Origin of the sequence: Flavobacterium jejuense (assembly GCF_006491595.2) — a bacterium.
GTDB lineage: Bacteria > Bacteroidota > Bacteroidia > Flavobacteriales > Flavobacteriaceae > Flavobacterium > Flavobacterium jejuense.
Genome location: NZ_VEVQ02000013.1, coordinates 49,544 through 64,503, shown reverse-complemented (window position 1 = coordinate 64,503; position 14,960 = coordinate 49,544). Strand labels below are relative to the sequence as shown.

Annotated in this window: 12 protein-coding genes; 8 read left to right on the top strand and 4 right to left on the bottom strand. The window is 29.5% G+C overall.

The window, feature by feature from the left end; translation table 11 throughout:
- Positions 1-333: 333 nt before the first annotated feature.
- The 5 genes from FIA58_RS16850 (at position 334) to FIA58_RS16830 (ending at position 5,173) form a co-directional block, all read left to right on the top strand.
- Positions 334-1,266 carry a bifunctional riboflavin kinase/FAD synthetase gene (locus tag FIA58_RS16850; protein ID WP_140963865.1) on the top strand — a complete coding sequence of 311 codons (933 nt, stop codon included), beginning with the start codon at positions 334-336 and terminating at the stop codon, positions 1,264-1,266.
- Positions 1,263-2,564, top strand: coding sequence for an HTTM domain-containing protein (locus FIA58_RS16845; protein ID WP_140963864.1), 1,302 nt, complete (start codon positions 1,263-1,265; stop codon positions 2,562-2,564). Before FIA58_RS16850 ends, FIA58_RS16845 begins: the two co-directional genes overlap by 4 nt.
- A 75-nt stretch (positions 2,565-2,639) precedes the next feature.
- The gene (locus tag FIA58_RS16840; protein WP_140963863.1) at positions 2,640-3,083 is read left to right on the top strand and encodes a hypothetical protein; all 444 of its coding nucleotides are present in this window, start codon (positions 2,640-2,642) and stop codon (positions 3,081-3,083) included.
- 65 nt (positions 3,084-3,148) lie between these two features.
- Positions 3,149-4,234, top strand: a complete 1,086-nt coding sequence (gene bioB, locus FIA58_RS16835) for a biotin synthase BioB (RefSeq protein WP_140963862.1) — start codon at positions 3,149-3,151, stop codon at positions 4,232-4,234.
- A 72-nt stretch (positions 4,235-4,306) separates the two neighbouring features.
- Complete coding sequence (locus FIA58_RS16830; protein WP_140963861.1) at positions 4,307-5,173, top strand: cupin-like domain-containing protein; 867 nt, start codon at positions 4,307-4,309, stop codon at positions 5,171-5,173.
- Positions 5,174-5,211: 38 nt separating this feature from the next.
- Here the strand turns inward: FIA58_RS16830 and FIA58_RS16825 are convergent, their stop codons facing one another.
- On the bottom strand, positions 5,212-6,600 hold the full coding sequence (locus tag FIA58_RS16825; protein ID WP_140963860.1) for a dipeptidase: 1,389 nt from the start codon (positions 6,598-6,600) through the stop codon (positions 5,212-5,214).
- A gap of 102 nt (positions 6,601-6,702) precedes the next feature.
- Positions 6,703-9,933 (bottom strand): T9SS sorting signal type C domain-containing protein, encoded by a 3,231-nt coding sequence (locus FIA58_RS16820; RefSeq protein ID WP_140963859.1) that lies wholly within the window; start codon positions 9,931-9,933, stop codon positions 6,703-6,705.
- A 112-nt stretch (positions 9,934-10,045) separates the two neighbouring features.
- On the opposite strand from FIA58_RS16820, the gene FIA58_RS16815 reads away from it, so the two are divergent.
- Positions 10,046-10,531 (top strand): regulatory protein RecX, encoded by a 486-nt coding sequence (locus tag FIA58_RS16815; protein WP_317167927.1) that lies wholly within the window; start codon positions 10,046-10,048, stop codon positions 10,529-10,531.
- A gap of 102 nt (positions 10,532-10,633) precedes the next feature.
- A complete protein-coding gene (thiL, locus tag FIA58_RS16810; protein WP_140963858.1) occupies positions 10,634-11,683 on the top strand; it encodes a thiamine-phosphate kinase in 1,050 nt (349 codons plus the stop codon).
- Between the two features lie 81 nt (positions 11,684-11,764).
- Here thiL and FIA58_RS16805 read toward each other — a convergent pair whose 3' ends face one another.
- Together FIA58_RS16805 and FIA58_RS16800 are read right to left on the bottom strand one after the other, a co-directional pair.
- Entirely contained in the window at positions 11,765-13,306 is a 1,542-nt protein-coding gene (locus FIA58_RS16805) for a glycine--tRNA ligase (protein ID WP_140963857.1), read from the bottom strand.
- Between the two features lie 60 nt (positions 13,307-13,366).
- The gene (locus FIA58_RS16800) at positions 13,367-14,200 is read right to left on the bottom strand and encodes a hypothetical protein (RefSeq protein ID WP_140963856.1); all 834 of its coding nucleotides are present in this window, start codon (positions 14,198-14,200) and stop codon (positions 13,367-13,369) included.
- A 62-nt stretch (positions 14,201-14,262) separates the two neighbouring features.
- Here FIA58_RS16800 and FIA58_RS16795 point away from each other — a divergent pair, with 62 nt between their 5' ends.
- A complete protein-coding gene (locus FIA58_RS16795) occupies positions 14,263-14,946 on the top strand; it encodes a ComF family protein (protein WP_140963855.1) in 684 nt (227 codons plus the stop codon).
- Positions 14,947-14,960: the final 14 nt, after the last annotated feature.

Here is a 14,960-nt window from a genome sequence, read left to right as displayed (position 1 = left end):
CAACAAAAATAGCAAAAAAATAATTTTATTCATTTAAAAACACAACTATAGTTGCAATTAAAATTTATTTTGTTAATATTTTCAAAATAAGCACAATTATAACCTTTAATAAAGAGAAACTTTAATTAGCATGTATTAATATTATAATTTCAAAATAAGTTTGATTTCCGCATTCAAATCCTAAAAAAGTATTAATAATAAGATCATGAAATGCTTTTAAAATTTGTTGTTTTACATCTATTCTATAAAAAATAGTTAACAACAGAAAAATTTATCATTCCTCTTTTTTTAACTGAATTTAAAATACTTATTTTTGCTAGAAATATTTTCACATTGAACATTTTTAATTCAATTTCTTCATTTACTACAACAAAGAAAACTATTGTAACGATAGGAACTTTTGACGGAGTACATATTGGACATAAAAAAGTCCTACAAAAATTACATAATCTTGCTAAAGAAAAAAATGCAGAAAGTGTTTTACTAACTTTTTTTCCTCACCCCAGAATGGTATTACAACAAGACTTAAACATTAAACTTTTAAATACCATTGAAGAAAAGAAACAACTTATATCTCAATTTGAATTAGATCATTTAATTATTCATCCTTTTGATTTAGAATTCTCAAGACTAACTGCTGAGGATTTTGTTAAAAATGTTTTAGTAAATCAATTAAACATCTGCTCAATTATAATTGGTTATGACCATCGCTTTGGAAGAAATAGGACAGCAACCATTGATGATTTAATTGAGTTTGGAACAAAATACAACTTTGAAGTAGAACAAATCACAGCAAAAGAGATAGATGAAATCGCGATTAGTTCAACCAAAATTAGAAATGCACTCTTAGATGGAGATATTGAAACTGCAAATACATATTTAGGCTACAAATACACATTATCTGGCTTAGTTATTGAAGGCAAAAAAATAGGTCGTACCATAAATTTCCCAACTGCAAACATAAAAGTCGATGAAGAATATAAACTAATTCCTCAAAATGGGGTTTATATTGTTTCTGTTGAAATCGACACATCTACTCATTTTGGCATGATGAATATTGGTAACAATCCCACTATTTCTGAGGGTGATCAAAATATTGAAGTTCATATTTTCAACTTTAGCCAATCTATTTATAATACAAATATTAGAATTTGTTTTATAGAACGAATTCGGAATGAAGAAAAATTCGCTTCTTTATATGAATTAAAAAAACAACTTGAAAAAGATAAAATTTTTTCTCTTGCAAGAATAAAAACCCTTCAATGAAAAGTTTTCTGTTTAAAAATACAGATATTGCTCCTCTAGTTGTTTTTAGAATTTTTTTTGGATTTCTAATCGCATGTGAAAGTTTTGGTGCAATCATTTCAGGCTGGACAAAAGACGTTCTTATCGCTCCACAATTTACATTTTCTTTTATTGGGTTTGAATGGATCCAACCATTATCAGGAAACGGAATGTATTACTACTTTGCTACAATGGGAATTTTAGGAATCTTAATAATGATAGGATTAAGATATACCACTTCAATGTTTCTATTTTGTCTTCTTTGGACAGGTACTTATCTCATGCAAAAAAGTTCTTACAACAATCATTATTACTTATTAATGATAATCAGTTTTATGATGATTTTTTTACCTGCAAACCGTTATAAATCATTAGATGTTAAATTAGGATACACCAAAGAAACCGTTGAGATACCATATTGGATGAATCTTATTTTTATTATTCAAATTGCAATTGTTTATTTTTATGCTTCAATTGCTAAGTTTTATCCAGATTGGTTAGATGGAACTTTTACAAAAAATCTATTACATAATACTACAGCTATCCCTTTTTTTTTGGATGTGTTTTCTCAAAAATGGTTTTATTTATTCATTGCTTACGCTGGAATCATATATGATTTACTAATCATACCATTATTACTTTATAGAAAAACTAGAACTTTAGCATTATTAACTTCATTGCTATTTCATTTATTTAATGCTATAGTATTACAAATAGGTATTTTCCCTTTTTTTGCATTAAGTTTTGCTTTGTTTTTTTATGATTCAGAAAAAATTAGGAAAATATTTTTTAGAAATAAGGTATTAAAATCTACTTATCCAAATTTAAATTTCAATCAAAAAAGAATTTTATATTTCTTATTTATACCTTTTTTATACATTCAATTAGTTCTACCTTTGAGACACTATTTTATTGAAGGAGATGTTTTATGGACTGAAGAAGGTCATCGGTTAAGTTGGAGAATGATGTTAAGAGAACGAAGTGGTTATATTTCATTTGAAATGATTGACAATACAACAAAAGAAAGCACTGTTTATGATTATTCAAAAAATCTAACTTCTAAACAAGCCAGACAACTTCCTACTAAACCAGATTTTATTTGGCAGTATTGTCAAAAAATAAAAGAAGAAAACAAAGACAAAGACATCTCTATTTATGTTAATTGTTCAAATTCAATTAATAGAAAACCATATCAAACATTAATTGATCCAAAATACGATATGGCAAAAGCAAAATGGAATTATTTTTTTCATAACGAATGGATATTATTAAACAATTAATAATTTTTTATATTTTGATTACCAATTGATTATGATTTTTTCACTACCTTTATGTGTAACAAAAATCAACAAATTATGAAAAACTCAATTGAAATTAAAAATGGACTCCTCATTTTTTTAGGAATAGGAATTTTCTTTCTCTTAATGGATATATTAGGATTAGCAGATAAAAATTATTTAAGAATTTTGAATGCTTTTATAGTTCTTTATGGAATTAACAAAACTATTCAATATAATTTTAATCATAGTAATTCAGATTATTTAGAAAATTTAATCTCTGGATTTAAAACAGGAATTATTGGTGTAGTTCTCGGAATAATAGGTCTTATTATTTTTGTATACATAAAAGGTGGCGAATCTTATTTAACCAAACTTTCAGACACTTTTTTCTTTGTTGGAAAAACCAATATTATTAAATATTGTAGTGTTTTATTTTTTGAAGGAATTGCTTCAAGCTTAATTGGTTCTTTTGTTTTAATGCAATATTGGAAAGATATAGTTGCCAATTCTAAATACTAATTGATTTCATAATTTTTTTAATGTTCAAAAGTAATTCCCTACTTTTGAAAACTAAAAGAATTTTAATGAATACGATTAGATATAATTGGACCAAACAAGAAATAATTGAGCTTTATAATAAACCTTTAATGGATTTATTATTTGAAGCAGCAACAGCTCATAGAGAATTTCACAATCCTAATGTTGTGCAGGTTTCAACGCTTCTATCTATTAAAACAGGTGGTTGTCCTGAAGATTGTGGCTATTGCCCACAAGCAGCACGTTATCACACTAATATTGAAGGAAATGATTTAATGAGTGTTTCCCAAGTAAAAGCACAAGCCTTGAGAGCAAAATCATCAGGCTCATCTAGAGTTTGTATGGGAGCAGCTTGGAGAAATGTAAAAGACGGTCCTGAGTTTGACCAAGTATTAGAAATGGTAAGGACTATCAACAAACTAGATATGGAAGTTTGTTGTACTTTAGGTATGATTACTGAAAATCAAGCAAAACGTTTAGCAGAAGCAGGCCTTTATGCCTACAATCACAATTTAGATTCCTCTGAAGAATACTACAAAGAAGTAATTTCTACACGTGGTTACGAAGATCGTTTACAAACTATAGACAATGTTAGAAAAACCAATGTAACCGTTTGTAGTGGTGGAATAATAGGAATGGGAGAAAGTGTGGAAGATAGAGCTGGAATGCTTGTAGCTTTAGCTTCTTTAAATCCACAACCAGAATCAGTACCCATTAATGCATTGGTAGCCGTTGAAGGAACTCCTTTAGAAAATGAAAAACCAATTGAAATTTGGGACATGATACGAATGGTAGCCACTACAAGAATTGTAATGCCAGAAACTCAAGTTCGCCTTTCTGCTGGAAGAACACAAATGAGTAGAGAAGGACAAGCAATGTGTTTCTTTGCAGGTGCAAATTCAATTTTTGCAGGTGATAAATTACTAACAACTCCTAACCCTGATGTTAATGAAGATATGAAAATGTTTCAATTATTAGGACTTGAACCTCAAAAACCATTTATCAAAAAAATGCAACCTGAAACAGTTGAATCCGAAGATTCTGAATACCAAACACTTGGAGAAAAACCAAAATGGTCAAGACCAGGTCATACCATTGACAGAAATCTTGAAGCTTCTCAAAAAGGAAAATAAAGTTTTCTTAATTTTTTAAATTTTTGATAACAATTAAATAAATTTGCTCTAAGGTAACTTAGAGCTTTTTTTATGTCTTCATCATTACATCTAACTGAAATTGACCGTATAGAAACCATATCCAAAGAAGATTTTTACGTCAATTATGTAAAAAAACAAAAACCAGTAGTTATACAACAATTAACTACTGACTGGCCCGCATACAATAAATGGAATTTAGAATACATAAAATCTATTGCAGGTGATAAAACTGTTCCATTATATGATGACAGACCTGTTTCTTATAAAGACGGTTTCAATGAAGCTCATGCAAAGATGAAAATGAAAGATTACATCGATTTATTAGAATCTAAACCTACTAATTATCGTATTTTCTTGTACAATCTAATGAAAGAAGTTCCTTCTCTTCAAAACGACTTTAAATGGCCCAATATTGGATTACGATTAGTTAAACAATTACCAATGCTTTTTTTTGGTGGAGAAAATTCAAAAGTATTCATGCATTTTGATATTGATTATTCAAATATTTTGCATTTTCATTTTCATGGAAAAAAACAATGTATATTATTTTCTCAAGAAGCAACTCCATATTTGTATAAAATTCCACATTCACTAATTTCAAGAGAAGATATTGACTTTGAAAATCCAGATTTTGAGAAATTTCCCGCATTAAAAAATGCTAAAGGATACATTTGTAATTTAAATCATGGAGAAATGTTATACATGCCAGAAGGATATTGGCACTTTATGAAATACACGACAGCTGGTTTTTCAATGAGTTTAAGAGCATTACCAAGCAAACCTTTACACTTAGTCAAAGCAGTGTATAATGTATTCATAATGCGCTATTTCGATAATTTTATGAGAAAAATAAAAGGGCAATCATGGATAGACTATAAAAACGAAAAAGCAATAATCAATACTAATAAAAATATTTAAAAAAATGCCTTTCTAATTAGTTAGAAAGGCATCTCTTGTTATTTATTCATTTCAGTGAAATACTTATAAAATAGAGGTATCGTTTCAATTCCTTTTAAATAATTGAATACACCAAAATGTTCGTTTGGCGAATGAATAGCATCACTATCCAAACCAAACCCCATTAAAATTGTTTTACTTTTTAATTCTTTTTCAAATAAGGCAACAATTGGAATACTTCCTCCAGAACGAACAGGGATTGCAGGCACCCCAAAAGTTTCTGTATAAGCTTTATTAGCTGCTCTATAACCTACGCTGTCAATTGGAGTTACATATCCTTGACCACCATGATGCGGTTTTACTACAACTTTAACCGATTTTGGAGCAATACTTTCAAAATGCTTTTTAAACAGTGCCGTAATTTCTTCCCAATCTTGGTTAGGCACTAAACGCATTGAAATTTTAGCATAGGCTTTACTTGCAATAACCGTCTTTGCACCTTCACCTGTATAACCACCCCAAATTCCATTCACATCTAAAGTAGGTCTAATAGAGTTTCTTTCATTAGTAACATAGTCTTTTTCTCCATAGACATCATCTATATCTAATGCCTTTTTATAGTTTTCTAAAGAAAAAGGAGCTTTTGCCATTTCTGCTCTTTCAGCATCTGACAATTCTTCTACTTTATCATAAAAACCAGGAATTGTGATATGATTGTTTTCATCATGAAGGGAAGCAATCATTTTAGTTAAAATATTAATTGGATTAGCAACAGCACCTCCGTATAAACCAGAATGTAAGTCTCTATTTGGTCCAGTTACTTCAACTTCAACATAACTTAAACCTCTAAGTCCAGTAGTAATTGACGGTTGGGTATTTGAAATCATACCTGTATCAGAAATCAATATAACATCATTGGCTAACTTCTCATGATTTCGCTCTACAAACCAACTTAAACTTTTAGATCCTACTTCTTCTTCGCCTTCAATCATGAATTTCACATTACAAGGCAAAGTATTTGTTGCAATCATATATTCAAATGCTTTAACATGCATATACATTTGCCCCTTATCATCACAAGCTCCTCTAGCAAAAATAGCACCTTCTGGATGAATATCTGTTGTTTTAATTACTGGTTCAAATGGTGGTGATGTCCATAAATCTATTGGATCTGCAGGTTGTACATCATAATGTCCGTAAACCAAAACCGTTGGTAAGTTTTTATCTATAATTTTCTCAGCATATACAATTGGGTAACCTGGAGTTTCACATAATTCCACAAAATCGCATCCTGCTTTTTCTAAACTAAATTTCACAGCTTCCGCTGTAGAAATTACATCATGAGCATAAGCACTATCTGCACTTACAGAAGGAATTTTTAATAATTCTATTAATTCATTTATGAATCGTTCTTTATTTTCTTCAACGTAATCTTTTATGTTTTCCATTCTATTTTGTTGGTTTATAAACCAAAGTTACAAAATAATATAATTACAAAAAAAATGAGTTACCATTTCTGACAACTCATTATATTATAAAAATTCAATTTTCTAAAAAATAATCTTTTTTGACACTACAAGATTATTATCAAGTTTGATTTTAACAATTAAAGTTGTGTTATTTTTATTTAAATTACTTATAACAAAGCTATTATTACTTATATTTTCTTTATCAAAAACTTTTCTAGCCAAAACATCATAAACAACAACTGACTTTATATTCTTATTTGATAATGACTTTATTTCAATAAATTGATCCGTATTTATTTGAATTTCATCTTCATTAATAACAAATTCATCTGTTGATAAACCAATATCTTTAAACCTTAAAACAAACCTATCATTAAAAGTACCTACTTGTGAATCAAAACTATAGGCTGTTGTCTTCAAATCATGTATTTTATTTAAGTACAGGTCTTCTAGATAAATATTTTGTTGATCAAAAATTCCATCAACTGCAAAAACTCCAATTGAATTAACTCCAACTTTAGTTATTTTTACACCTAAAGGCACCTTATCCTTTTCACTAAAAGGATACCTTCCTTGAATACTCATTTTTTTATTATCAACTAAAGAATAAATTGTCGATTCTGTCGATTCTAATGCAACTGCATCGTACATTCTATCATAATCAATAGTTGCACCATTTACATATCCTACAAGTGTTTTTGCAGATTGATTAATAGCATTATTTAAATTTAACCAAATCCTGTGTTTATCATCAGTAAATCCATTAGAAGAAATTCCTCTATAAAATTGTCCATTATCATAAGCTTTATCTCTCATTGAATTATTAAAAACAACACTTTGGGAAGAAGCTACTCCATCATTCATTATTGTAAAAAAGCCTTGTCCTCCAGCAATAAATCCATTAAAAGTCCCAGGACCTTTACTTGAGCCAGTACTATTGTATATTAAATAATCATTAATTGAATAATTAGATTGAAAACTTCCATAAAAAGGATTTTGAATAGCACTTGAAGGAGAAATTCCATGTGTCCAAATTCTAACAGCTCCTTCAATATTAGTATTTGCAGTAAGAAAATCAATTGCATTAATTGAAGATGGATATGGATTACCCAATAAGTTTAAGTTATCATCCAAATTTGTAATGACCATTCCATTCACCCCTGCATAATCAGGCCCTGTATAACTTCCTCTTTGAATTGGTGTCGAAATTACTCCATTTCGTGCAACTCCATTATCAAATGTTTTAGAAAAAACATCTCTCATTATATAACCAACTCCTGATTGCATTGTAACTCCTAAAGAATAAGTCCAATTTCCGATACCTCCGTTAGAATTAACCATTGTAGGACTCCATGAAAACACATATCCACTACTAGGAGTAGTATAATTCTCTACTGGTGAGGACCAATATACATAATCCAATGCATTACCGGACGTTATTCTTTCATAAGAAATAGCTCCCATATTAACCCCTAAATCATCTACTTGAATCAAAGATCCATCATCTAAAACATTCAAAACCCCTTTTACGGTTAAATCATTTTGTATTAAAACAAAAGTAGATGCCTGAATATTAAGAGTAAAAGTAGAGTTAACTACAAGACTACAACATTCAAAATTCCCATTAATAGCAGTATCATAATTCCCATTAATCATTGCCAATTTGGATATATCAGGCAATCCGTTTGACCAAGCAAAACCATCCCAAGTAGTTTCAATTACTTTCAATTGAGCAGCATCTGAAATTACAGAACAAGTACCATCTTGGACAACTTCACAATAAAATTGATAACCATCCAATAAAGCAAGTGACCCTACTAGATTTAAAATAGTTGAAGAATATCCTGTAGTAGTCACACCTGAAAACGAGCTACTATTAACACTTGTCCATCCAGTAGCTATACCATCGTTATAATACCATTGGTAAGTTAAAGTTCCTAAACTTGCAGCTGTTGCACTTACAGTAAAACTCGCTGTTGTTTCACAACTAAAGACATCAATAGGATTAGTATCAACAGTAGGTAAATTAGAAGCCCCTAAGTAATTAAAAATCCCTAGATTAGCTGTCGTTTCAGTATTAGTATGTGTCCAATCTGAAGGATTACTTACAGAATTAGGCCCAACAGTATTTACATTCCTTAAAGCCGTATAACCAACTGTATTACTTGGCACTATATAGACATCAATTAGTGTAGTTCCGTTATATAAATGAAGAATATCATCCCCATTAATCCCTGAACTATTTGAAAAGTCAAAATTAGGAGAGGCTATGTTTGCATCATTACTAATTCTACCATAAATTACTCCTCCATCAGGAATAGTTGTAATACTTGGAGAGAAAAAGAAATCTGTAAAATTATTAGCTATAAATTCCGTGTTATCACCATATCTTCTAATAAAATAGTTGGTTAAATCAATAGTAGAACCTGTTCCATTATAAACTTCTATATATCCTAAACTTCCACCATTATTATCATAAACCTCTGTCATTATTAATTCAGACAATCCACTACACATTCCAACTTCTTTCAATACCGTAAATCCAACAGTTGCAACACATGGCTGGCTATCTGTGATAGTTATATTGCCAGAAGTAGCTCCACTAGGCACCTCAACAACCATTACTGTCCCTGTATTTGAAACAATAGTTGCACTAATTGCACCAAAAAAAACAGACGAACCTGACAAACTACCTGAGGATGATGTTATTGTTACTTCTGTTCCTTCAGGTCCAGAAGATGGAGCTATTGCTATTGTTGGAGGCGTACAACTTGAAACAACACTTCCATTAAAAACAAAATCATTTATACTAAATGTACCACCAGAACTTGATGCTCCCCATCCATAAAATCTAAAAGTTATAGGAGTAGTAATATTCTGATAAATCCCTGTCAACAAATCAATAGTTACTCCTGAGTTTGTTGGTGTTCCTATATTGGACGTATAACCATCAATACTACTTCTAAACGCAAAATTAGAAGCACCCGTACTAGAAGCCTGACCAGTATACTCAAAAGTTGAAAAATTAATTTGGTAACCCGTATTAGGTGTTAAAGTAAATTCAAAATATTTTGAATTATCAAAAGACGAAACATTCCAATTATTGGCACTATACCTATTATTGGCACTAGCTGGATTTATTCCTGACCCTCTACTGATTCCTGAAACGGTTATATTTGCATCTAAACTCTGTCCAATTATATATGGATTTGAAGTACTTGGGTTTGTTCCTGTTATTGAGTTCTCAAAAATAGATTGCGCCCAAGAAAATGTAACCATAAAAATGGTCACTAATTGTAATCTTAGCTTCATGGTTAATAGCTTTTAAGATTTAGTTAATAGTAAAATAGCTTTTAAAGCTATGTAAAAATATTTAATAATACCTATTTTTGTTGAAAATAAAGTTTACTAAATCGTTAAGAATTTGAATAAAAAAGCAAATATAAATCTTTCTCTACAAGAGATTCGTGCAAAAATGGAATATTATTGTGCCTATCAGGAACGGTGTTACAAAGAAGTAGAAGAAAAATTATTTTCATTCTATTTAACACTTGATGAAAAAGAAACAATTCTTATTTATTTAATCGAAAATAATTACATAAATGAAGAGAGATTTGCCAAAAGTTTTACACGTGGAAAACACAATTATAAAAATTGGGGAAAGAATAGAATTAAAAACGAATTAAAATTTAGAGATATTTCTTCAAAAATCATTGAAACAGCACTTAAAGAAATTGAAAATGAAACCTATTTAGAAAATTTCAATGCATTAGCAGAAAAAAATTGGAGCAACATTAAACAAACAAAAGGGCCAAAAAAGAATAAAAAATTCATAGATTTTCTTCTTCGCAAAGGTTATGAAAACAATTTAATCTATAACAAATTAAATGAACTAGAAAAAGAACAATAAAAATTGGAAAAATAATTTTTCTTTAAAAATGAAAAGTCTTTTTAACGTTTACCTTCGTCTATACTTCCAAAAAACTATCTTTGCAATAAAAACAAGACTACAATGTTAGAAGATAAAAATCAAAAAAAAACTAGTTTATCAGAGTTGGGTGAATTTGGTTTAATTGAACATTTAACTAAAAATATCACTATAAACCAAGAAACAACTATAAAAAGTATTGGTGATGATGCTGCTGTACTAGATTTTAATGACAAAAAAGTAGTTATTTCAACAGACTTACTCGTTGAAGGTGTTCATTTTGATCTAGCCTACATGCCTTTAAAACATTTAGGCTATAAAGCAGTTGTCGCAAATCTATCTGATATTTGCGCAATGAATGCAAAACCTTCTCAAATAACGGTTTCTTTGGCAATGTCAAATCGTTTTCCTTTAGAAGCTATTGAAGAATTATATAGCGGAATTCAATTAGCAGCAAAAATTTACAATGTTGATATTATTGGAGGAGACACTACTTCTTCACAAAAAGGGCTAATCATAAGTATTACAGCCATTGGCGAAACACTTTTAGATGATATTACTTATAGAAATGGAGCTCAACCAACCGATTTATTGGTTGTAACAGGTGATATTGGTGCTGCTTATATGGGTTTACAGGTTTTAGAACGGGAAAAGCAAGTTTTTCAGGTTAACCCAAATAATCAACCTGACTTAGAACAATATTCATACTTAATTGAAAGACAATTAAAACCAGAAGCAAGAACTGACATTAAAGAATTACTTTCAAAACTAGAAGTAAAACCTACTGCTATGATTGATATTTCTGATGGATTATCTTCTGAAATATTACATATTTGCAAACAAAGCAATGTAGGTTGTAATCTTTACGAAGACAAAATTCCTGCGGATCCACAATTAATTAATGTTTGTGAAGAGTTTAATTTAGATATTACTACAATAGCTTTGAGCGGTGGTGAAGATTATGAGTTACTATTTACCATTAAAATGGAAGATTTTGATAAAATTAAAGCCAATCCAAATTTTTCAATCATAGGTCATATGGTAGAAGAAAAAGAAGGTACACATTTAATTACAAGAGCTAACACTAAAATCCCATTAAAGGCTAGAGGCTGGAATGCTCTTCAAAACGAATAAAAATATTTATAATTTCTGAATAAAAAACCCATATTTCAATAAAGAAATATGGGTTTTTTATTACTTTAAATATGCGAGTTTTTACATTCTCATTAACCAGTTTCGCATAGCAACCTCGTTACTTATAATATTTTTTAATTCCGTAATAGCCACTCTGTCTTGTTGCATAGAATCTCTATGACGAATGGTTACTGTTTTATCTTCTAACGTTTGATGATCCACAGTAATACAAAATGGAGTCCCTAAAGCATCTTGTCTTCTATAACGTCTTCCTACTGCATCTTTCTCATCATAAGACACATTGAAATCCCATTTTAATTCTTCAATGATTTCTTTAGCTACTTCTGGCAAACCATCACGTTTAATTAATGGTAAAACTGCTGCTTTTGTTGGTGCTAAAACTGAAGGTAAACGCAAAACTGTTCTAGTAGAACCATCTTCTAATGTTTCTTCTTGTAATGCTTTTGAAAAAACTGCCAAAAACATTCTATCTAAACCAACTGATGTCTCTACTACATAAGGCACATAACTTGAGTTCGTATCGTTATCAAAGAATTGTAACTTTTTACCTGAAAACTCTTCATGCGCTTTCAAATCAAAATCAGTTCTAGAATGAATACCTTCTAATTCTTTAAATCCAAAAGGAAAATTAAATTCGATATCGGCTGCTGCATTTGCATAATGTGCTAATTTTTCATGATCATGAAAACGATAATTTTCAGCACCTAAACCAAGAGACTTATGCCAATTCAAGCGTGTTTCTTTCCAATATTCATACCATTTTATTTCTTCTCCTGGTTTTACAAAAAATTGCATTTCCATTTGTTCAAACTCACGCATTCTAAAGATAAATTGTCTGGCAACAATTTCATTTCGAAACGCTTTACCTGTTTGAGCAATTCCAAATGGAATTTTCATTCGCCCAGTTTTTTGCACATTCAAGAAGTTTACAAAAATACCTTGCGCTGTTTCTGGACGTAAATACAAATCCATTGCTGTATCCGCTGAAGCACCTAATTTGGTTGCAAACATTAGATTAAACTGCCTCACTTCTGTCCAATTTTTCGAACCACTTTCAGGACAAGCAATACCTAATTCTTCTATTAAAGCTTTAACATCGGCTAAATCATCATTTTCTAATGAACGAGCCATACGTTGTAAAATAGCATTTTTTTGTTCTAAATATCCTTTAACGCGCTCATTTGTAGTAACAAATTCTTGTTCGTTAAAAACTTCTCCAAAGCGCCCTTTTGCTTTTTCAATTTCTTTCTGTGCTTTAATATTGATTTTTTCAGCATAGTCTTCAATCAAAACATCAGCACGATACCTTTTTTTAGAATCTTTATTATCAATTAATGGATCACTAAAAGCATCAACATGACCAGATGCTTTCCATGTAGTCGGATGCATAAATATAGAAGCGTCGATTCCTACAATATTTTCATGCATTTGCACCATTGCTTTCCACCAATACTCACGTATGTTTTTCTTTAACTCAACACCATTTTGTGCATAATCGTAAACTGCACTAAGTCCATCGTAAATTTCGCTTGACGGAAAAATAAATCCGTATTCTTTTGCATGCGAAACTACATTTTTAAATAAATCATCTTGTTTTGCCATGTTGCAAAAGTAAAAATAGGTTTTTAATAAAGAAAAGAAATTTTTAGAATAATTTGAATATTAATCATATTCAAAAATAGTAGAGCCAATTTTAGAAAACGAATTATAAATATTAATAATATATTTCCCTTTAATAGTCTTATCTGCTTCTAAATCTACATAAGTACAAACATCAACATCCTTTTTGTTGTACATAGCTTCCATTTTTGCACTGTAGATTAATTTTATGTCATCTAATTCCAAGTAAGTATCTTTTATAGAAATAATTTGATTTTTAGGATTAACAACTTGAACGTATAATTGCTTATTTCCATTTCTAACAAATTCATTCCCTTCTAATGTAAAACAAACTCTAATTTGCTGAATCTTTTTATCTCTACTTTTTGAATACAAATCTGACAAAATCTTAACACCTCTAGCATTCAAATTAATCGCATTTAACTTATCGTGCTTAGCTTTACTCTCATTTTTCTTGCAGGATTCTAATTGAGATAAAATCTTTTTATTCTTTGTAATATTACCATTTATACTAATAATCTCATTAGAATCTTCCCTAATTTTAGATTTTAAGCTATATATCTGTTTTTCTAAAGTCTTATTTTCATTTGATGGTTTGTTTTTATTTTGATTAAAAATCTTAGAATCCTCTAGAGCATTTTTTATTGCTCCTTCAACCGCCACAACTTCTTTTTTTTCAAGAACTACATTAAGAGAATCATATTTTTTCAATATTTCATCAAACTGATTTTGAAGCAATCTATTTTCAGTATTAGATTGATCTAATAATGCATCATACTTAGCACAAATATTATAATAGCCAAAAAACAATATTAACACTAAAAAGGTTAAAAATGTAAAGGAAATTTTTATAAATGTTCTTTTTTTGAAAGGCATTAAATTCTATTTTTGATTAAATTAAATGAAATTTGACTTCTCTTAAATTTATTATCGTTATAATGCATAAAAATCTGTTAAAGTTATTATTTCCGCCACTTTGTTTTGGCTGTAACGAACTTTTGTTAAACAATGAAAAAATAATTTGCACTTCTTGTGTTCATGATTTACCACTAACACACCATCATTTACTTGATACAAATGACACAAAAAAGAAATTTTATGGTATTGTTGATCTAGAATTTGCCTTTTCAATGCTTTATTTTCACAAAGAAGGTATTGTACAAAAACTAATTCATCAATTAAAATACAAAGGAAAACAAGAAATAGGTTCTTATTTAGCCATTATTTATGCTCTATCACTAAAAGGATTAAAGGAAAAATATAATATAGACGAAATAATACCTGTACCGCTCCATCCAAAAAGACTAAAAGAAAGAAGTTATAATCAAGTTGATACATTTTGCCTTACTTTATCAAGAGAATTAAGTATTCCTTATAACAAAACACTTTTAATTAAAAATGAATATTCAAAAACCCAAACCAAGAAAAACAAAGCAGAACGACAAGTGCTCAACAACTCTCTCTTTGATATAAAAGACTACTCTTCTGCAGAAGGAAAACACTTTTTATTAATAGATGATGTTATAACAACAGGTGCTACAATAGAATCTTGCGCTAAAACATTATTAAAAATACCAAATGCTAAAGTAAGCGTTATTACAATAGCTTATACCCAATCATAAAAAAATTTAAAAAA

Bases quoted from the DNA above. Each gene is read 5' to 3' on its own strand.
- FIA58_RS16845 (WP_140963864.1), top strand. From the start codon at position 1,263: ATGAAAAGTTTTCTGTTTAAAAATACAGATATTGCTCCTCTAGTTGTT.
- FIA58_RS16840 (WP_140963863.1), top strand. From the start codon at position 2,640: ATGAAAAACTCAATTGAAATTAAAAATGGACTCCTCATTTTTTTAGGA.
- bioB (WP_140963862.1), top strand. From the start codon at position 3,149: ATGAATACGATTAGATATAATTGGACCAAACAAGAAATAATTGAGCTT.
- FIA58_RS16830 (WP_140963861.1), top strand. From the start codon at position 4,307: ATGTCTTCATCATTACATCTAACTGAAATTGACCGTATAGAAACCATA.
- FIA58_RS16825 (WP_140963860.1), bottom strand. From the start codon at position 6,600: ATGGAAAACATAAAAGATTACGTTGAAGAAAATAAAGAACGATTCATA.
- FIA58_RS16820 (WP_140963859.1), bottom strand. From the start codon at position 9,933: ATGAAGCTAAGATTACAATTAGTGACCATTTTTATGGTTACATTTTCT.
- thiL (WP_140963858.1), top strand. From the start codon at position 10,634: ATGTTAGAAGATAAAAATCAAAAAAAAACTAGTTTATCAGAGTTGGGT.
- FIA58_RS16805 (WP_140963857.1), bottom strand. From the start codon at position 13,306: ATGGCAAAACAAGATGATTTATTTAAAAATGTAGTTTCGCATGCAAAA.
- FIA58_RS16800 (WP_140963856.1), bottom strand. From the start codon at position 14,200: ATGCCTTTCAAAAAAAGAACATTTATAAAAATTTCCTTTACATTTTTA.
- FIA58_RS16795 (WP_140963855.1), top strand. From the start codon at position 14,263: ATGCATAAAAATCTGTTAAAGTTATTATTTCCGCCACTTTGTTTTGGC.